Here is an 18977-nt window from a genome sequence, read left to right on the forward strand (position 1 = left end):
TCCACCAGAACGGCGTATCCACCGCTCGCATCGAGGCGTCGGAGTATTCGAACGAGGGACGCGATGAAGCCTTTCCACCTAAAGTTCTTACTCTTCGTACTAGCGCTCGTGGCCTCCGCTTCCGCGGGAGCGCAGTGGTCCCCGCCGCCTCCCTTTGAGACGGTAGACCTGCCCGCGATCAACTCGCGCACGATCGTAACCGGGACGATTTTGGATTTCAAATCCGCCGGGGACGACTGGAGCCGACGCGAAGTCGTGGTGGCGGTGAAAGAAACGCTTAAAGGCGACGCGAGCGGGACCGCCACGCTTCGCCTCCGAAGCTTTGTCCAGGACGAGGAGTTCGCCCGGTGGAAGGCAGGCGGGGACCTGATGCTCATCGCCATCCCTCCCACCGAGGGTGAACCAGCCTCTCTCATCGACCTCTCCTCGAAGGACTTGGCTGTCTTCACCGCCGACCTTAAGCTGTTGCGGACGCCGGACGATGTGATTCGGACGGTGAAAGAGCGGGTGCGGGTAGCCGGAAACACGGCCAAGGTGGAGCGGTACGTGAGAAACGTCCCGGTCTCCAGGATCGCGGGGACGCCGCTGGAAAAGGGAGCCTACGTGAGCCCGGATAAGACGGTTCGGTTCTATGTGCCGGTCGACCAGAGGTTGGAGCAGTACGGCCAGGGGCTCCTTCGTTCGAAAGAAATGGATCACCGAATCGAAGGGATTCGCATCTTGGGCCACTTCAAGACCGACGCAAACATCTCCCGGCTGAAGGAGCGGCTACGAGACGACGGATGGATCCCGACTTGGAGCTACGAAGGAAATAAACTGCTCGCTTTTCGGGTCAACGAAGTCCGGCGGACCGCTTACGAAACCTTGAAATCGCTCGGAATCTCGGTGCCGAAGCCGCTAACCGACGATCCGCCGGACCGAGACCACCAAGTGGTTTCCGCCGACCTTGGCGGGGCCGAGGTTCGGCACGACCTTGTGGAACTGGCAAGGTGTCCCAACCTGGTGGATTTGAGTTTGGCCACGGCGAAGCTGGAGCCTCCCGATATCGAAGCGCTCGCCCAGGTCAAGGCGCTGAAAATGATCTATCTCCAAGGATCTAACATTGCCGACGACGGACTTAGACATCTCGCGGCGTTGCCCAGGCTTGCCTACATAAACCTTGGCGGTACGCCGGTTACCGATATCGGCGTGCGGGAACTGGCCCGATTTAGGTCGTTGAAGAAGGTGGACTTGGGCGCCAACGCCACGGCGGCCGGAGTCGAGGCGTTGCATCGCCTCCGGCCGGACATCCAGATCCAGCCGGACGACTTCGCCTTTCTGGCTCGCTTACACCCTCAGCGCGTCGAGTTGGGTTTCCGGGGGAGATCGGTGCCGGAGGATCACAGCGTTTCGCGGGAAATCTGGCGGTACGCCCTAGTTTTTCCAAAGGAAACCGCCGGTCAGGTCGACGCGCTGCTTCGCCAAGAGCTGTTAAGGCGGGGTTGGAAAGCCGGCCACCCCGAAGCCCAACCGCAATACGACGGCTACTACCGGGAGCGGCCTCGGCTGCCTGGTTCCCCCAACCTGGTGCACCTCGATAATGTCATCCTTACCCACCCGCCAGAGGGAGAGGTCGATCGAGCTTGGGGCGTCTCCGCGGAGCCGGGGGGCCGACTGATCATCGTCGAACGGGTCGTCGCTGAAAAGCCAAGAAAGCCATAAGCGCTTGCCTTAGCCGCTCCTCGCCTTCGCTCACCGGGTCCCGAATAGGAGCGCGAACTTCAGTTCGCTTGCGGAGTCGACTTTAGTCGGCCCCCCGGTCGCGGGCTAAAGCCTGGCGACGCAAGCCGGCTGAAGCCGGCGCTCCATTGGCGAGGAACGAACACCGCCCCTGCCCTCCGGGTATGGTGCCGAAAGCCATGAGCCAGGGGCCTCTCGCAAATATCGCAAAGATCGTCGACGCGCGCAGCAAGCGCATCTCCAGCTACGACCGCAACGGCGGGAATGGAGACCTGATCCCGATTCCTCAGGGGGAGACGGTGACGATCGCCGAGATGTCGGGCGCGGGCATCGTCAAGCACATCTGGATCACGATCGGCAGCAAAGACGACCTCATCCGCCGGAATCTGGTTCTGCGGATGTATTGGGACGGGCAAGCGCACCCGAGCGTCGAATCGCCGATCGGCGAGTTCTTCGGCCAAGGCTGGGGGATGAAATACAACTTCATCTCGCCGCCGGTCTCGGCCGCGCCGGCGAACGGCAACGCCCTCGTCTGCTACTTCCCGATGCCGTACGGCAATGGCGCGCGGATCACGGTGGAGAACCAGGGCTCTTGCGATCTCGACCATTTCTACTATTACGTGGATTACGAAGAGCACCCGAGCATCCCAGCCGATATGGGGCGGTTCCACGCTTGGTACCACCAAGAGCTGACCCAGCCGGAGGGGCAGACCGACAACGTCGGCCTCGGCGGCGATGTGGAAAACGAATGGTCCGTCTTTGGCGGCTTCCCGAATAACCCGACCGATAAGAACAACTATCTCTTCGCAGAAATAGAGGGAACCGGCCACTACGTCGGGGTCAACTACTACATCAACTCGCCGTCGCCGATTTGGTACGGCGAGGGAGACGACATGTTCATGGTCGACGGCGAGGCGTGGCCAGGTTCCGCCCACGGCACCGGGACCGAGGATTACTTCAACCAGAGTTGGTGCCCCGACGAGCACTACCTCCACCCATACTTCGGCACCGCCCGCGCCCCGGGCCGCAATAACGATTCCCCCCGCTTCGGCTGGCTCGGCCGTACCCACTGCTACCGGTACCACCTTGAGGACCCGATCCGGTTCAAGAAATCGCTCCGCGCCAGCATCGAGCACGGCCACGCCAACTGCCTCACGCTAGACCTCGCCAGCGTCGCCTACTGGTACCAGACCTTGCCCTCCAAGCCGTTCCCGCCCCTGCCGCCGGTCGCCGACCGGGTCCCCCGCCCGGAGATCACCGCCGTCGACGTCCACCGCTGGCGCCACGAATGGCGCATGAATCGGGGCGGCGGCAAACTGTTCGGCACCGAACATCCCCCTCGCCAGCCGGACGCAGAGAAGGTCGTCGAAGAAAACGCCGACCCAGAAGCGTAAGCCGCTTTGGGAGTGCGCGAAGCCCTTCGCGCTTTCCCCCTGCGCGGAGCGCGTTCCCAACCGCGGCGCGGGCGCAGGCCATGAAATGGCGCGCTTCTATCCCGAAGGGATTTCGTCCCCCAACGAAGGGTTGCGAAGCACGAGCTACCCTGGTACCGTCAGCCGCCAAATTTCTACCCTAACGGGGTAATGCCATCCAGTTTTCGAACGAACCTTCCGTCCGGAGTTAACACAAAGGCGCCAAGGCACAGAGACACAAAGATCGTGTCGGCGTTTGCCCCACCGGCATGTCCAGTAGCCAGAACCTCCGTGCCTTCGTGTCTCTGTGCCTCTGTGTTTGTATTCTCCGAGGGTTCGCCAGGGCAAAAACTGGGTGGCATTACCCCGTTGGGGTAGAAGCCGAAACGGCTGGCACCAGGGTAGGACGCCGCTACGCGGCTTACCAATCCTAGTAAGTTAAATGGCGGACCCGTCGGGATTGTGTCCGCGTGCTTTACACCCTGAAGTTAAGCTTCGCAGCGAAGAGTGCGGTACCCGGCGGCGTTCTGCGTGTTCGCATAGCACCCTTGGAAGCCCCGCCGTTTCTTTTGCACGGAGCGACGGGGGCGTTCCGGTTCCTTGAAAACCAGACCTCGCCCCGTCGGCGAAGGCGGAAAATAAAAATTACAAAACGAAACGGAGCCATCCGTGGCAAAGGAAAAACCCGTCCCCTCCCAAACTGCTAACCGCCAACTGCCAGCCCTGGGAAAAATTACGAAACGAACCCAGCGGGTTGGGAAAGGAGCGCCGGCTTGAGCCGGCATGCGCCGTTCGGGCTTTAGCCCGCGACGGGGGTCGACTGAAGTCGAACGCCACATGCGAGCTAAAGCTCGCGCTCCGGGGCGTTCGCGATTTCTAAGTTGGAGGGCGAGACTCGGCACCAAAAACATTACGGGTGCCACGAAGGCCCCAAGCGACTACACTTCAGTCATGATTCGGCGGATACTCGCCCTTGGGTTGGCTTTGGCCGTGACCTCCGCCCGCGGATACGGGCAGGGGGCGGCGGTGACCACGCCGCCGCCCCCCATCGTCTTCGCCCCGTGGCAGGAAGTGGCCCGTACCGACCTCGGGGTCGAATACCTTGTGACCTTTCCTAGCCCGTTCGTCAGCGCGTATCCGGCCAATAACTCCGTGCCGTTGAGGGTTTTCCTGCCGGCGATCGCCAATCCGGCGCCCGTGGTGTTGGTGCTCCACTACTGGGGGGCGACCGACCTGCGGTTGGAGCGGGTGCTCGCCGAAGAGCTGAATCGGCGGGGAATTGCCGCCGCTATCCTCACGCTTCCGTATCACCTCTCTCGCACCCCGCCGGGGCACCGTTCCGGAGAACTGGCGGTGCAGCCGGACCCCGACAGCCTCAAGGCGACGATGATCCAGTCGGTTTGGGACTCGCGCCGGGCGCTCGATTTTCTCGTCACCCGGCCGGAACTCCGCGGAGATCAGGTAGGCGTCGCGGGAACCAGCCTGGGCGCGCTGGTCACCGGCCTCGTGGCGGCTATCGACCCGCGGATCGCCCACGCCAGCTTCCTCCTCGGCGGGGTCGACCTTGCCCATATTTTGTGGAGTAGCTCGCGAGTCGTCCCCCAGCGCGACGTGCTACGACGGAGAGGAGTTACCGAGGATCGGCTGCGGGCGACGCTGGCGGATATCGAACCCCTGACTTACCTAGAAAAACATCGCCCCGCTTCCAGCTTCGTGATCGGCGGCCTGTTCGATACCGTGATCCCACGCTCCAGCACCGAGGCGCTGATCAAGGTGCTCGACACTCGCAACGTGCTTTGGCTCGACACCGGCCACTACGGGGGGATATTTGTCCAGCGCCGCCTGATGCGCGAGGTCGCCCGGTATTTCGGGACTTCGTTTACCAGCGCCGATTTCGTCCCCCCAAAAAAGCTGTACGCCCCCACCGTTCGTCTCGGGTTCAAGGTGGACACCGCCCGCGGACTCGATCTCGGGATCGGCCTCGATTTGTATAAGTTCGATCGTAGAGGGGATGGATACGCGACCCTTTTCCTCACCCCCCGTGGCCCGGAGCTCTTTGCGGGTCGGCGGATCGCTCAGGGGCTCAGCATCGGCTTCGTCGGCTCCCCCCGTGGCCTCGGCGGGGCGATCCTATGGAGTACGGTCCTGTGATCGTCGAATCGCTGCTCCGGTCGGCGTCGGACAACCTGATCGAGACGTACCTCCGGCTTGGACACGCGATCCCGGAATCGCGGAGCTGGGAGGAGCCGGCGTACGTGGCCTGCGGCGGGACGTTCGAGCATCCGATCTGCAACTTCGCCGCCCGCCTTCGCCTCGATCCTTGGTCGGCGAGACGGCTATCGGACCTCGCCAGCGGCCGGCCCGCCTTCAACGTCTACCTCTTGCCGGGGGACGAGCCGTCTCATGCCACCGAACTGTTGGAGCGCGCCGGCTTTCACCCTTCGTACCGACTCGTACAGATGGTTGCCGAACGGCCGGAGCCGGGGCCGAGCATCGAGCTTTCCCGAGCGGACACGTTCGAGGATCGCTTTAAGGTCGCCTCTTTCATGGGGCATCAATTCTTCACCCGTCAGACCGAGGCGTTCCGCCGGAAGATCGCCATCGCGACGGCCCGCGCGGAAGGTTTGGAACTGTATGGACTGGACGAAAGAGCGCAAAAAACCGCCGCGCTGATGCTTTGTCACGCATCTGGCGTTCTTGGCGTCTACAATCTATGCGTGGCATCCGCCCGAAGGGGTCGCGGCATCGGCAGCGGCGTCTTAAATTGGGCTCTCGCATTGGCGAGAGAGACGGAGCGGGCCGTCACTTTGCAGTGCGATTCGAGACTCGAAGGCTGGTATCGATACTGGGGTTTCGTCGCTACTGGAAAGGTTGACGTTTATTCTTTGGCTAAAAGGAATCAGGACGATATAATCTTGTGAAACGGTGCGTCGCTTAAAACGTGCATTCACACTCGTTGAGCTGATCGTGGTTATGGCGATCCTCGGCGTACTCTGCGCGATCCTCTTCCCGGTCTTCTCGGCCGCAAGAGGCGCGGCCCAACGGGCTGTTTGCCTTTCCAATCTTAAGAACCTCAGTTTGGGTAGCCGGCTCTACACCAACGACTACGACGACCACTTCATGCCGGTCAACCACCAGCCGAACGCGTTCGCCAATTCGCGAACCGACCGGACGTGGGTTCAGCTCGTGTTGCCGTACGTTCGCAACTTCTCCGTTTTCCACTGCCCATCGGACAATAGCGACCGGCCGAAGCCGGAGGCGACTTACGATCAGGACCTGATCCCGGGCGATACCGATTCGCAGTACTACACCGCCTCCCTCCGGTCCGACTACGGTTACAACTACCAAAACCTGACCCCGATCACGGAGGACGTGAACGGCTACAGTTCCCACCCGAAGTCGGTCGGCGCGGTCGACCGGCCCAGCGACACGCTGATGTTCGTGGACTCGGTGTGGGCTCGCGACGAAGCGGGCCGCCCCACTGGCGGCGGTAACTGGCTGGTAGCGCCCCCCTGCCGCTACTACACGAACCGCACCGACAGCTTCACTGGCACCCGTTTCGGGACCAACGTGCTCGTCTTCAATGCCGTCCGCGGCTGGAACGTCAACGAGGAGAGCTCCGCCGACGTGTACGGCAACGCTTGGCAATGGCACGGCTCCAACATGAACGTCGCCTTCGTCGATGGCTCGGTGCGCAGCATGACTTTGCAGCAGCTTGCCGCCGGCTGCGACGTCCGCGCCGCCTGGGGCGGCCCGATCCAAGACCCCGGCACCTACGTCTGGGACGTCCGCTAGCGCAAAGCGCCTTGGGGCTGCGCGAGCTCACTCGCGCTTTTATCGATGCTACGCTTACCAGGCGCCCATGTTTCTACTTCTCGCCCTCGCCATGCAGCTTCCCGTTACCGACTACCACGGATATGTGCGGCACGACTTTCAACTGGATGGTTTGGCCGCGATCGTCGTGGAGCCAAAGAAGCCGGCGGCGGGGCGGCCTTGGATTTGGCGGACGGAGTTCTTCGACCACCGTCCGGAAGCAGACCTCGCTTTGCTGGCGAAGGGGTTTCACCTCGTCCACTTGGCGGTAGGAAACACCTTCGGCGCACCGGAACCGATGCATCGGTTCAGCGGCTTCTACCGCGAGCTCACGGGACCCGCGTGGAACCTCAATCGGCGCGTCGTCTTGGAAGGATTTAGCCGGGGAGGGCTTTACGCGTACAACTGGGCGGTTCGTAACCCGGATAAGGTGATGGCGATCTATGGGGACGCTCCGGTCTGCGATTTCCGAACCTGGCCTTACGGCGGGCAAGGGGCGGCTAGGAGCGACGAGGACTGGAAACAGGTCGTCGCCAGCTACGGATTCCCCTCCGAGAAGGCGGCGCTTGCCTATCCGTTCAATCCCGTCGATTCGCTGGCTCCGCTTGCCAAAGCGAAAATCCCGCTCCTCCATGTCATCGGCGATGCCGACGAGCTGGTCCCGATCGGCCCCAACACGATGCTTGTGGAGAAGCGGTACCGCGAGCTCCACGGCACAATCCAGCTCATCCACAAACCCGGCGGTCACCACCATCCGCACAGCTTGGACGACCCGGCTCCGATCGTCGATTTCATCCTCAAGCACCAGCGCGATTCCGAGAAAGCGCCGCCGGCTACTACCATCGCCGCGCCGAACCCGGAGTCGCGCTACACGTCCGCGGGATGGGGCGATCGTTCATGGACCGATCAGTTCGAAGATGGCAAGGTTGCGGCCGAGATGCCGGGCGTCGAGCTCGTGCTCCTGGGAGATTCGATTACGCAAGGATTTGGCGGACCCAATCGTCAGGTCAGCGCGCCAGGTGCGGCCGCTTATGAGAAGTACCTGCGCGGCTACCACACCGCCAACCTCGGTATCTCCGGCGATCGAACTCAGAACGTGCTTTGGCGAGTGGAACACGACGCTCTCGGGCGGGCCAAGCCGAGGTTCGTTCTTCTCACGATCGGGATCAATAACTACCCCGACGACTCACCCGAAGCGGTCGTTAAAGGAATCGTCGCCGTCGCCCGAGCGGTGCGCCGGGCAAGTCCGACGTCGCGGGTGATGGTGCAATCGCTCCTTCCCGCGGGAAAGAGTCCAACGGATCCGATCCGCATCTGGACGCGGCAGGTGAACTCGATGCTCGCGCACCTCGCCAAAAGAGGGGAGATCGTGCCCGGAGTCGACGAGAACTTCATTCTCGGAGCGGACGGCGCTCCCGCTGCGGACCTCGTCTCGCCCGACGGAATCCACCTTCTGTCCGGCGGCTACGAAGCTTGGGGAGTGAAAATCAAAGAGAAGATCGAATCTCACCCGATCCGCTGATGCTGAATCCCGATGTCCCGGCACTTGTTTTAGCCCCGATGGAGGGGATCACGGACGCCCCGATGCGGGCGCTGCAGGGGACGACGGGAGCCTTCACCTACGCGGTGTCGGAGTTTCTAAGAGTCAGCGGCGACGCGCTGCCCCGGAAAGTCTTTCACCGGGACATTCCGGAATTGCTGAACGGAGGATTCACCCCCACCGGACTACCTGTTCAGGTGCAACTTCTGGGGGGCGATCCCGGGAGGATGGCGGTCTCGGCTTTCGTCGCGGTCCAAGCCGGGGCTAGGGCCGTGGACATTAATTTCGGCTGCCCCGCGCCGACGGTGAACCGGCACGACGGCGGCGCTTCGCTCTTGAAACATCCGGAACGGATCTGTGAGATCGTGGCTGCCGTCCGGCATGCGGTTCCGCCAGAGGTTCCGGTCTCGGCGAAGCTCCGGCTCGGCTGGGATTCTATCGACCCGATCATGGAAAACGCGGAGATGGCGACCAAAGGGGGCGCATCGTGGATCACGATCCACGCCCGCACCCGCCTGCAGGGGTATCTACCGCCGGTTCATTGGAAGTCGATCGGCCAAGTGCGTGAGGCGCTCGGGATTCCGGTCGTCGCCAACGGCGACATCTGGACCCTCGACGACTTTCGGCGATGCCAGGAAGAGACTGGCTGCCGCCACTTTATGCTCGGACGAGGCGCTTTGGCCGACCCGACCCTGCCGGTCCAGATCGCCCACGCGCTCGGTCTTGGGGGCGCGACTTCGGACACCGCATGGCTTCCGCTTCTACGCCGCCTCGTAACCTTCACCGAGCAGGGGAGCGGCCAACCCTCGACCTACACGGTGATGAAGCTGAAACAGTGGCTAAAGATCGCCCACCTCCGAGGCAGCTTCGCCTACTTCCACGACATCAAACAAGCCCGCACTCTGGACGAGTTTTTCGATTGCCTGAAAGAAGCGATGGATCGCCCGCCTGTCACGACTTCTGACGGCGGTAACCAGTGACCGCTTCGGAGCAGCGAATCTGCGAGCACACCTAGTCAAGCATGGCTCGGGTCGTAAAGGCGAATGGGAAGCACTCGGGCAAATAATTCGAAATCCTGATCTAAGGTGAAGATCGGTGTGGAGAGTCTTACGGCTACTGCGCAAATTAGGAAATCGGTGTTGGAACCTTGAATTCCAGAAGATCGGCATTTGTTGCGCATTACTGCCGCTTCCTCGTAATCCTCAGTCAAGATCGCCAAGTCGTCGAAGGCCCGTAACCTCTTTCGAAGCCGCTCGCACTGGTCCGGGTGCTTGATGCCGCTCAGCAACTCTTGACGAATTGGACCGAAAATCAGTGCCTCACCTTGTTCAAGAATCAGACGAAGTCCGTTTCGAATTCCAGCATTCGGTTCGGTCCTTCGGAAGAGCTCTGACCAGACGGTAGTGTCCACGAGGACACTCATGTCCGTTTACGCTGCTTCGTCAACTCGTCTGCGGGGTCGAAGTCGATTTGCCCCTCCAACTCTAAGACTTCCCGTTGCCGCCGCTTAGTAACGTACTCTCGCAAGGCTTCGTTTACTGTCTCCCGCTTCGTCCGAAAACCGCTCACACGAAGGGCCTCATTCAGCAGCGCATCCTCAATCTTGAGATTTGTAGCCATGTGTCTATTTTGACACATGAATGGAAAACTCTTGTGACGAGATCGACGCCGACCGGCCGAGAACCGTACTCGAGGCCGGTGGCGGGGCCGACGCGAAGGCGCCGGATCGGCCTTCGATCCTTAGCATTCCGCTCGGCGTGATCTCCATGAATGCGAAGAGCGGCTGGGTGTACTTTTGCATCCCTTCGTACCAGAAGTAGCTGGCGGAGTTGACGCAGTAGCAGGGGAGGCCGTCGACGATCGCTAGCCGGTCTACGTGCATGTGCCCGCAGAGGCAGAGGGCGACCGCGCCTCGAGGGTTCCCCTTGGCGGCCTTCTGGATAACGTTCAGAATCTGTGCCTGCTCGGGCGGCATCGGCTTTTCCGGTTCGGCGAATCCGATCGGCTGGTGAGAAATCACGATTACCGGCCGCTTCGATCGATGGAGCTCCCGCTCGAACCAGTCGAGCTGTTCAGGGTCGATCCAGTTGTGGGTGGCGTTATCCGTGAAGTAGTTACCGTGCGAGTACGGGACGAGCAGCCCCTCCTTCTTGAAGTGGTTCAGGTCGAGCACCAAGAATCGGTAGTCGCCTTGGTCGAACGCCCGGTACCGGCTCTTCATCCCCCAGTGGGCCATCGCGGCGGCCTTGTCGCAGGTGTCCATGTCATGGTTCCCGAGCACGTGCACCTTCCGCATCGGCAGATCGGTCCAGCGTCTCACGAACGCTTTCGACTCGGGCTTGGCGTGGCAGAAATCACCCATCTGCAACGCGAAATCGATATGCTCACGCCCCAAAGTTGCCTTGACAAACGCATCCAGCCGCTCCGCCGCATCCGGCGCCAAACCATGATGCAGATCGGCCACCACAGCGATCTTCACGCTCGACCGAGCGAGCCGCGACGGGGCCAACGCCAGTGCGACCCCCGCCGCTAGAAAGTCCCTACGAGTCATCTCAGCCCCTCCCGCCGATTCATTGTGCGATGGGAAGGAGAGTTATGGGTTGCGGGCGATGGTTTTTTCGGAGTGTCTCGCAAAGGCGCTAAGACGCAAAGGGGGAAGGGTTCGAGCAAGCGCAAATAAATCTGGGGGCAAGAATCCTCAGGCGAAGCCGGGTCGTTCTTACAGTGTGGCGATAAATACCGGGTTCTCGGGGAATGAGATCTTCTGCTTGGCCAAGAAGGGGATGGACCCCGGCGAGATGGTCATTGGTAACAGCGTTTGGTCGATGGGGTTTTTCGGAACCATCGGCTCGGGCTTAAAGACGCTCGCCGGCGGCGAAGTGGAGCAGGTGACGAAGGTCGTCTTCGAGGGGCGGAAGGCCGCGTTGGAGCGGATGCAGGCGTGGAGCGACCTTCGCGGCGCGATCGGGATCTCCGGAGTTTCGACGGAGCTGGTGCAGCACGGCGGCAGCATGGAGTTCCTCAGCGTCGGTTCGGCGGTCCACCGCCGGGGCCACATGGCGACCAGTCTGGAATTCACCTCGTCGTCCGATGGGCAGGAGCTCTATTGCCAGCTCGATAGCGGCTTCGAGCCGAAGCATTTCGCCTTTGGAAACGTCGCCTACTCCATCGGTCTCGGCGGAGGGATCGGGGGCGCGTTCCGCGGGCTGGCGCGGGGCGAGATCAAGGAGTTCAGCCACGTCTTCAACCACACGCGTCACCTCGCGATCGAGCGGATTCAAGCGGAGGCTCGGGCCCACGGCGCCAATTGCGTCGTCGGCATTCGAACCTCGATCATTCCGTTCCAAGGCATGCAGGAGATGGTGATGGTCGGGACCTCCGCTCGCCACGCCGGCTACGATCCGAGCTACGATGCCTCCCCCGCCACCAGCGACCTCACCTGTGAGGAGACCTGGAACATGGCCCACCTCGGTTACCTGCCAATCCGGCTGGTGCTCGGATGTTCGATCTACTCGATCGGCATCGTCGGCGGGATCGCCGCGGCGTTCAAGTCGCTGGCCCAGGGCGAGATCAGTGAAATGACCAAGCTGGTTTACGAAGCTCGAGAAAACGCGCTTGCCCACATCGCGGAAGATGCCGCTGCGTGCGGCGCGGACGACGTGGTGGGGATCAAGACGTACGTGTACTCACTCGGCGGCGGGGTCATTGAATTCCTCGCCATCGGCACCGCCGTCAAGAAGGTGCCGGGAGTAACGACCGTTTCGGACACCTTGCCACCCCAGGCGGTCATGCGCGACAAGGACACCTTCATCAACACCGCCGAGCAACTGAGGGGGCAAGACCTTAACGCGGGGAAGAAGTCGGGCGCGGGGTAGGAAAGGTATCGTTCTCCCCGATGCTTATCACACGCACCGGGGGATTCCCCATTGGTTTTCGACGCGGCTGGTCCGACTGGCAGAAGGACCTCGACGGGATGATCGCTTGGGCCAAGGCGAACGACCTCGGCGTGGTCGACCTCGGCGGAGATTCGGATCAGATCGGGGGGAAAGTCGCGGGTGCGGGATTGCGGATCGGATCGGCCGATCTTCCGGCGTGGTCGGGTCTGATCACGGCCGATACGGCCAAGCGTGAGGAAGCCGTGGCCAAGCAAGCGGCGTACGTCGAGGCGTGTGCCAAGCACGGCATTCGTAACTACTTCCTCGTCATGCTGCCGGACGACGCGAGCAAGCCGCGGAGCGAGAATTTCGCCTTGATGGTCGAGGGGTTGAACCTGCTGACGCCGCATCTGGAGAAGCACGGCGGCCGATTGGTCATCGAGGGTTGGCCCGGACCAGGCGCTCTCTGCTGCACGCCGGAAGGGTACCGAGGCGTGATCCGGGAGGTCGCCTCTAAGTCGGTCGGTATCAACTACGATCCGTCCCACCTCCTTCGCATGGGAATCGACCCGATCCGCTTCCTCGGCGAGTTCGCGGAGCGCGTGTACCACGTCCACGGTAAAGACACCGAGGTCTTCCCGGAAGGCCAGTACGAATACGGCACGGAGCAGCCCGCTACCTTCGCCAAAGGCCACGGTTTTGGCGCGCACCACTGGCGCTATACCATTCCCGGCCACGGCGAGACCAGGTGGACTAAGGCATTCGAGATCCTCAAGGGCGCCGGTTACGACGGCGCGGTATCGATCGAGCTAGAAGACGAAAACTTCAACGGCTCCGAAGCGGGCGAAAAGCAAGGCATCCTCGCCGGCGCTCACTTCTTGGCTAGCTGTTAAGCTCGATCTGGCTCTAACTCTCCGGCCCCTTCTGGTTGGTTGGGGCCGATGCTTTTTGAGGTCCTATTCCGGATGACCACTGAGGCACAGAGGGCACGGAGGGCACGGAGGGATTGCGGTTATAACACCACTCTGCGGAGGCCTTGCTTTAGGACGACGACGTTGAAGTTGATCAGGAGCCCCAGCCTGCGTCCGCTAAGCTTAAGGTACGTTAAGAGCTGAGCGTCGTGGATAGGATTGAGGGCGTCGACGGCTTTGATTTCGATGATCACGAGCTCCTCTACAAGAAGGTCGAGCCGTAAGCCGGCTTCGAGTCGTATTTCGCCGTAAATCACGGGAAGCCCAACTTGCTGCCGGAAAGCAATCCCACGCGAGCGTAGCTCATGTGCTAGACAAGCCTCGTAAACGGATTCCAACAGCCCAGGATCGAGAGTCTGGTGCACCGCAATCGCCGCCGATATCACCTCACGCGTAATCTGATTAAGTCTTGGCGGGATAGGCTCAGGCACGGCAAGAGCCTAACAGGAAGTTGCACCCGCCGCAAGCCTCGGCCAAGCATGGAGCCCCTCCGTGCCCTCTGTGCCTCCGTGGTTATCCCCCCGTAGCAACTGCCTCAAGCGAGGCTAGGTCTTGCACCGCCATTGTACGCACCGATTTATCCGTTCGGCGTATCAGCCCGCAGAGCACCTCGCCGGTGCCGCATTCGATGAAGGTATCCACCCCGTCGCGAATCATATGCTGAACCGACTCGGTCCAGCGGACCGGACTTGAGAGCTGGCGCTCGAGGAGTGCGGGAATCGACGCGACATCTTCCACCGCCTCCGAGGTGACGTTGCTGTAAACCTTCGCGGTGGCGGGTGAGACGGTGGCCTGCCGCAGGGCGACGCCCATCTCGCGGGCGGGGACCTCCATAAGCGGGCTGTGGAACGCCCCGCTGACATTCAGCGGGAGCACCCGCTTGGCCCCCTTTGCCTGAGCCGCGAGGCCGGCCAATCTCACGGCTTCGACTTCTCCGCTGATGACGAGTTGGCCGGGGCAGTTGTCGTTCGCAATGACGGCGATTCCCTCCACTTCTCGACAGGCCTCCTCCAGAAGATCTCGCTCAAGACCCAGGACGGCCGCCATCGTCCCCGGTCGCTCCTGGCCGCTTCGCGCCATCAGATCTCCGCGCGTGCGGACGAGACGAGCTCCCTCTTCCAAGGTGAAAACGCCGGCCGCCACGAGGGCTGGGTACTCGCCGATGCTGTGACCGGCCATCGCCCCCACCCGTTGGTCTGGCAGCCGCGCTTCAAGCGCCCGGTATGCCGCCACCCCGCAGGCGAACAACGCGATCTGGGCGTTCTGAGTCTGCCTCAGGGTCTCTTCGTCGGATTCAAAGCAGAGCTTCTCCACGTCGAAGCCGACCGCGTCGCTTACCCGTCGGAACACGTCGCGCGCCTCCGGGCTCGCCTCCACCAGCTCTTTGCCCATTCCAGGCTTTTGGCTACCTTGCCCCGGAAACACGATCGCGATCATAGGGCCAACTTTACCCACCGTGCATTCCCGTCCCGCTTTGGGTCAAAATAGAAACGACCTCGTGGCGGGTGTAGCTCAGGGGTTAGAGCGCCTGACTGTGGCTCAGGAGGCCGTGGGTTCAATTCTCATCATCCGCCCCAATCCCTATTCGTATTTTCGGCTCCCGGCCGATTCATGAGGATACATTCATCGGCTAGGAGCCGATGCTACGTCAAAGCGCTAGACTGCCTCCATGGGGCTTTGGCTGGCGATGATGGTAGTAGCGGCGCCGCAGGTGGTGGCCGAGATTTCAAACGGGTCGATTCGCGCTCGCGCGGTACGGAGCGGCGGGGAAATCGTCGAAGAACTCGCGGCCAAAGACCAAGGTGGGGTTTATCGCACGATCCTCGTTTCGGCGACGCACCCGTCGTTAGGAGCCCGTTATTTAGAACCCAAGGCGAATCTGTTGCGCGGCTCAGAGAGCGGCTTGTTCGATTCGGCGCCAACGTTCCGCTTCTCCTCGGCCAAGGCGAATGGGCGAACCCTCACGTTTGTCTCTAGCATCGGCGACTGGACGGTCACGAAGCAAGTTGCCCTTCCCGCAAAAGGAACGACCGCCGAGGTCACTCTCCACGCGGATACCGGAAGCCCCTACCCACAGATCCGGTACCTGTTGAGCACCTACGCCTTCGCGCCGGGGAAGCCGGATGAGACGTTCGCGCCCGGGCTGCGGCCGATGGACGGCGACGTCATTGGCGACCATTTCTTCCGCTCGCCGGCGGCGATCCTGCGCAAGGGGCGGTTGGCCGCTACCGTGATGCCGGATCTAGACGTGCTAAGAGAGAACCGGCCGATTCCTACCATCCTCGACCTCGACGTGAAGAGTGGCGTAGTGGCCGCGCCGCTGGTCTCGTACGGTTTCTGCGACTACCGGCTGGCGGGGCACGTGCGGTTCTCCCATGACGCGTCAATGGTCAGGCCGACGCCGTGGGAGCTGACGCTCCGCTCTCAGATCCGGCTTGACGCGGATGCGACGCCCGGTTCACCCGTCAGCGCGGCATCCAATTACATGTGGGCCCGGTACGGACACGCGAACTTCGGCAAGATCCTGCCTCAGACGATGCCGTTCGCCGATTACGCCCGCCTCTGCTATCCGGCCGCGTTTCATGAGAAAGACACCGGCGGGTGGTTCGAGCACGACCTGAACGGCCATATCGTGGGCGGCCTCCCGAGTGGCTGGGGGCTCGGAGAAGGTTGGGTGAGCTATCAGTGCTGGTTCAACCAGCTTCGCTCCGCTTGGGGGCTCCACTGGTGGGGAAAGCGGCTGGGGGAGAAAGACTGGGTCGACAAGTCCGAGAAGATGCTGAACCTGGCGCTCGCCGCGCCGGGTCGGGGCGTGAGTCCGACCACTTACATGTCGCGGACGAAGACGTGGAAGGGCTCGCTCGTCTCACCCTCGTCAGAGTGCTACTACGACATTCCAAGCCTTGCTTGGAAGGGAATCTGGTTCCTGCGCTGGTTAAAGTTCGACGATTGTCCACACAGGGCGGAAGTGGAAAAGCGGGTGAAGGATATCCACAACCTGATGCTACGCGTTCAGCGCGCAGACGGCTCGTTCCCAAGTTGGTTGACGAGAGATCTGAAGGTCGTGCCCCTTCTGGATCGCTCGGCTCAGTCTGCCCTGCCCGCATGGTTCCTCAGCGAAGTTGTCGACTTCGAAATTGGACGGCTCATCGAGCAGGCAAGGAGTGAGAAATCGAAGTCCGCTAATGGCCTTTCTGATGTTTACGTTGGCGCCCATGAGTCGGAACAATTAGAAGATGAATGCGAGCACGTGATTCGGGCCTCTACTTTCATTTACTCACAGGTCATTCCAAAGCATCTTTACTACGATTTCGAAACGTTCTTTTCCTGCTCCCCAAAAACATGTTTGCAAGCAGGGGGGATCATCGATGACCCTCGTATGTGGGACCCACATTCTTGGCAGCCTCCCCAAAATAACCTTTCGATGCAGTGGTCCGCGGAGGCGCTATTCCGGGCAAAGAGTTTTAGCGAACCTTATTTGAATTGCCTCTTGGGGGAAAAAGCGAAATATGTAGGAGGGTCGGTGGCACGTTCGCCGTTCTCGGCCTTGGCGATGACCGCCCTCGACACGATGAACCTCTACCAAACCGTCTGGCCGATCTCATACCGGAAGGTGGCCTACACGTACGGCGGGTTTGGAGTTCAGAACTCTGACGGCGAATACAACGACGCAAGACAGTCGCAGTTTGGCGCAACCCTCTGCGACTTCGGCGCCCAGCTAGATCGCCGAGATCTGTTTGAGCGCGGCGTCGCCGCCGTCCGCGCCTCTCTGACTCTGGTGAACAACCCGAACGATCCTTTCCACCTGTATCCAAACCCGAACTACCCGGTCGGACTAGAACCGGAGAACGACGGGCACGGCGGGACGGACGAGCAAAACGGGCGATCCGGGTTCGACTGGGCGGAGGGATCGGGTCTGGCGGGAGCCGCCGAGCTCCTCGACAAGTACGGCGAGATCTATCACGGCAACGGGTGGAGCGTCAAGATCGACGCGGTGCCCACAAAACCGGTTTCCCCCGCTCCACTCGTCGATCCGAGCTTTAGCTTCACGGACTGGAGAATGCCGGGTTGGGAAATCGAAGGGACGTTCCTGCACTGGCCTACGCAGTCCAAACGACGGAATTTCGGTTCGCGCTATGTTCCGCCTGGCGGCGGTGAAGTGCGAATACTGCCATTCATCGGTACTGCCGAGGACGGGCGCGGGGGGTTCGATGACACCTACACCGGCACGATGACCTCACCTAGGTTCTGCACGAAGCGAGGCGAGATCACACTGTTGGTCGGCGGCGGAAGCGGGAAAGATGTCGGGGTCGAGCTTCTTGACGATGAAGGAAAACAGGTGCAACTCGCTCATGGCGGTAGTGACGAGATGATGCACTGGGTGACTTGGAAGGTCTCCGGATCGGGACCTTACCGGATCCGGATTTTCGATCGCGAGACAGGACCTTGGGGGCATATCAACGTGGGGTTTATCCAGACGTAGCTTGGGCCAGGTTGGAATCTTTCTCGTACTGGTCGAGCGCCCTTCGCGCTTCGGTTAGCCGGTCTCTAAAGAGCATCTCCGATATCTTGGCAAGCTTTGCGTCGGCCGGATGCTTCTTTTGGAGCCGGTAGAGGCGGATCGGGAGGCGCAGGTCGGCGGCCCGGTAACGGCTGCGGTGAAGCCGCTGCGTGGTTTCGAGATCTCGATAGCCGAACTCGGCCGACGGCTCGATCATCGTTCCCTCCCCCCAGTCGTTCCATGTCGCGATTTGCGCGAACGGCGCCTTGCGGCTAAGGGCGTCCTTCAAGGTTCGCTCGTAGGTCGCGCCGTTCTGGTCGTCGATATTCCCCCAGGAGTCGTGAATGCCGGCGTCTTTGTAGAAGTCGCGAAATCGCGGATAAGCGGCCGGGATGACGGCCGGCCAATCTTTGGCCCTATCGTAGAATGCGGCTCGTTCTTTCTGGCTCCCCTCCCATCCACCAGCCGGCAGCGGCCAGTCGTAGGCGCCGATCGCCGGTCCGCGTCGGTGGTGAAGCGTGAAAAGCGCCGGCTGAGGCGAGAGCCCTTCGAACAGAGAAGACCAATCTTCCGGCTTGTAATATTGAGGCCCGAACACGAGCAGCACCGGCTTGCCGTCGAGCTTCAGGTACGAGGGGGAACGAAACCAGTGCTCCTGCAGCCACCGCATGAGCAGCTTGCCCTGGTCTACCGCTTGCTCCTTTTGGAACTTGCCAAATTTGATCAGGTTCGGCACGGTTTGATCCTCGTAAACGAGCGAGAACTTGAGCCCCGCCTTCTTGACCGCCGCGAACATTCGCTCTGTGTTTCGATGGTTGATCGCGTAGTCGTAAACGTTGAGGTTGCCGTACCAGTCGACGAAAACCCCATCGATCCCGGCGAATTTCAGCAGCAATGCGTGACACTCCAGCGCCTGCGGGTCGCCGGAGTCGTACAGCCCCATGAGCGGGTAGAAGTGGCTAGCCGCGGGCCGGCGTCCGTTTTGCTCCTTGTCTGGGTCGAGCTTCCCCATCGTCCAGTGCCACCCCCACTCCCGGCTTTCCGGCTTCGCCCCGTACCAAGGCATGTAGTGCGCCAACAACAGTGGCTTCGCCGGGGTGGTGAGAAGCGCCAAAACGGGGAAAAGCATGGCCGGAGTATCGTCCC

16 protein-coding genes and 1 tRNA gene are annotated in these 18977 nt (G+C 61.6%); 11 read left to right on the plus strand and 6 right to left on the minus strand.

Annotated elements, in window-relative coordinates; genetic code table 11:
* Positions 1–63 precede the first annotated feature (63 nt).
* The 7 genes from OP10G_RS24190 to OP10G_RS07380 all read left to right on the plus strand — a co-directional run bounded on the left by OP10G_RS24190 (position 64) and on the right by OP10G_RS07380 (position 9464).
* Positions 64–1701: a hypothetical protein gene (locus tag OP10G_RS24190; protein WP_025226534.1), complete on the plus strand. Its 1638-nt coding sequence runs from the start codon at positions 64–66 to the stop codon at positions 1699–1701.
* Between the two features lie 197 nt (positions 1702–1898).
* Positions 1899–3113: a glycoside hydrolase family 172 protein gene (locus OP10G_RS07355; RefSeq protein WP_227625080.1), complete on the plus strand. Its 1215-nt coding sequence runs from the start codon at positions 1899–1901 to the stop codon at positions 3111–3113.
* Between the two features lie 969 nt (positions 3114–4082).
* The gene (locus OP10G_RS24195) at positions 4083–5282 is read left to right on the plus strand and encodes an alpha/beta hydrolase family protein (protein WP_025226532.1); all 1200 of its coding nucleotides are present in this window, start codon (positions 4083–4085) and stop codon (positions 5280–5282) included.
* Positions 5264–6052, plus strand: a complete 789-nt coding sequence (locus OP10G_RS07365) for a GNAT family N-acetyltransferase (RefSeq protein WP_025226531.1) — start codon at positions 5264–5266, stop codon at positions 6050–6052. The genes OP10G_RS24195 and OP10G_RS07365 overlap by 19 nt, the downstream gene beginning before the upstream one ends.
* 4 nt (positions 6053–6056) lie before the next feature.
* Positions 6057–6926: a prepilin-type N-terminal cleavage/methylation domain-containing protein gene (locus tag OP10G_RS24200; RefSeq protein ID WP_084178884.1), complete on the plus strand. Its 870-nt coding sequence runs from the start codon at positions 6057–6059 to the stop codon at positions 6924–6926.
* Positions 6927–6993: 67 nt separating this feature from the next.
* Positions 6994–8466, plus strand: a complete 1473-nt coding sequence (locus tag OP10G_RS07375; RefSeq protein WP_025226529.1) for a GDSL-type esterase/lipase family protein — start codon at positions 6994–6996, stop codon at positions 8464–8466.
* The gene (locus OP10G_RS07380) at positions 8466–9464 is read left to right on the plus strand and encodes a tRNA dihydrouridine synthase (RefSeq protein ID WP_025226528.1); all 999 of its coding nucleotides are present in this window, start codon (positions 8466–8468) and stop codon (positions 9462–9464) included. The genes OP10G_RS07375 and OP10G_RS07380 overlap by 1 nt, the downstream gene beginning before the upstream one ends.
* Positions 9465–9499: 35 nt before the next feature.
* Here OP10G_RS07380 and vapC read toward each other — a convergent pair whose 3' ends face one another.
* Genes vapC through OP10G_RS07395 form a run of 3 tightly spaced genes read right to left on the minus strand, consistent with a single transcriptional unit; the run spans position 9500 to position 11035 of the window.
* Positions 9500–9907: a type II toxin-antitoxin system VapC family toxin gene (gene vapC, locus OP10G_RS07385; protein WP_025226527.1), complete on the minus strand. Its 408-nt coding sequence runs from the start codon at positions 9905–9907 to the stop codon at positions 9500–9502.
* Positions 9904–10104 carry a type II toxin-antitoxin system VapB family antitoxin gene (locus tag OP10G_RS07390; RefSeq protein WP_025226526.1) on the minus strand — a complete coding sequence of 67 codons (201 nt, stop codon included), beginning with the start codon at positions 10102–10104 and terminating at the stop codon, positions 9904–9906. Before OP10G_RS07390 ends, vapC begins: the two co-directional genes overlap by 4 nt.
* A gap of 4 nt (positions 10105–10108) precedes the next feature.
* Entirely contained in the window at positions 10109–11035 is a 927-nt protein-coding gene (locus tag OP10G_RS07395) for a metallophosphoesterase family protein (protein ID WP_025226525.1), read from the minus strand.
* A 175-nt stretch (positions 11036–11210) separates the two neighbouring features.
* Here OP10G_RS07395 and OP10G_RS07400 point away from each other — a divergent pair, with 175 nt between their 5' ends.
* Complete coding sequence (locus tag OP10G_RS07400; RefSeq protein ID WP_173425313.1) at positions 11211–12359, plus strand: heavy metal-binding domain-containing protein; 1149 nt, start codon at positions 11211–11213, stop codon at positions 12357–12359.
* A 20-nt stretch (positions 12360–12379) separates the two neighbouring features.
* Positions 12380–13252, plus strand: coding sequence for a sugar phosphate isomerase/epimerase family protein (locus OP10G_RS24205; protein ID WP_052547605.1), 873 nt, complete (start codon positions 12380–12382; stop codon positions 13250–13252).
* 119 nt (positions 13253–13371) lie between these two features.
* On the opposite strand, the gene OP10G_RS07410 is transcribed toward OP10G_RS24205, so the two are convergent.
* Together OP10G_RS07410 and fabD are read right to left on the minus strand one after the other, a co-directional pair.
* Positions 13372–13761 (minus strand): GxxExxY protein, encoded by a 390-nt coding sequence (locus OP10G_RS07410; RefSeq protein ID WP_025226523.1) that lies wholly within the window; start codon positions 13759–13761, stop codon positions 13372–13374.
* A gap of 82 nt (positions 13762–13843) precedes the next feature.
* Positions 13844–14767 (minus strand): ACP S-malonyltransferase, encoded by a 924-nt coding sequence (gene fabD / locus OP10G_RS07415; RefSeq protein WP_052547607.1) that lies wholly within the window; start codon positions 14765–14767, stop codon positions 13844–13846.
* Between the two features lie 64 nt (positions 14768–14831).
* On the opposite strand from fabD, the gene OP10G_RS07420 reads away from it, so the two are divergent.
* Both OP10G_RS07420 and OP10G_RS07425 read left to right on the plus strand, forming a co-directional pair.
* Positions 14832–14907, plus strand: a tRNA-His gene (locus OP10G_RS07420).
* 92 nt (positions 14908–14999) lie between these two features.
* A complete protein-coding gene (locus OP10G_RS07425) occupies positions 15000–17813 on the plus strand; it encodes a hypothetical protein (protein ID WP_025226521.1) in 2814 nt (937 codons plus the stop codon).
* Here OP10G_RS07425 and OP10G_RS07430 read toward each other — a convergent pair.
* Positions 17800–18960: a glycoside hydrolase family 99 protein gene (locus OP10G_RS07430; RefSeq protein ID WP_025226520.1), complete on the minus strand. Its 1161-nt coding sequence runs from the start codon at positions 18958–18960 to the stop codon at positions 17800–17802. The genes OP10G_RS07425 and OP10G_RS07430 overlap by 14 nt on opposite strands.
* Between the last annotated feature and the right edge of the window lie 17 nt (positions 18961–18977).

Source organism: Fimbriimonas ginsengisoli Gsoil 348, from assembly GCF_000724625.1.
In the GTDB taxonomy this organism is placed as follows: domain Bacteria; phylum Armatimonadota; class Fimbriimonadia; order Fimbriimonadales; family Fimbriimonadaceae; genus Fimbriimonas; species Fimbriimonas ginsengisoli.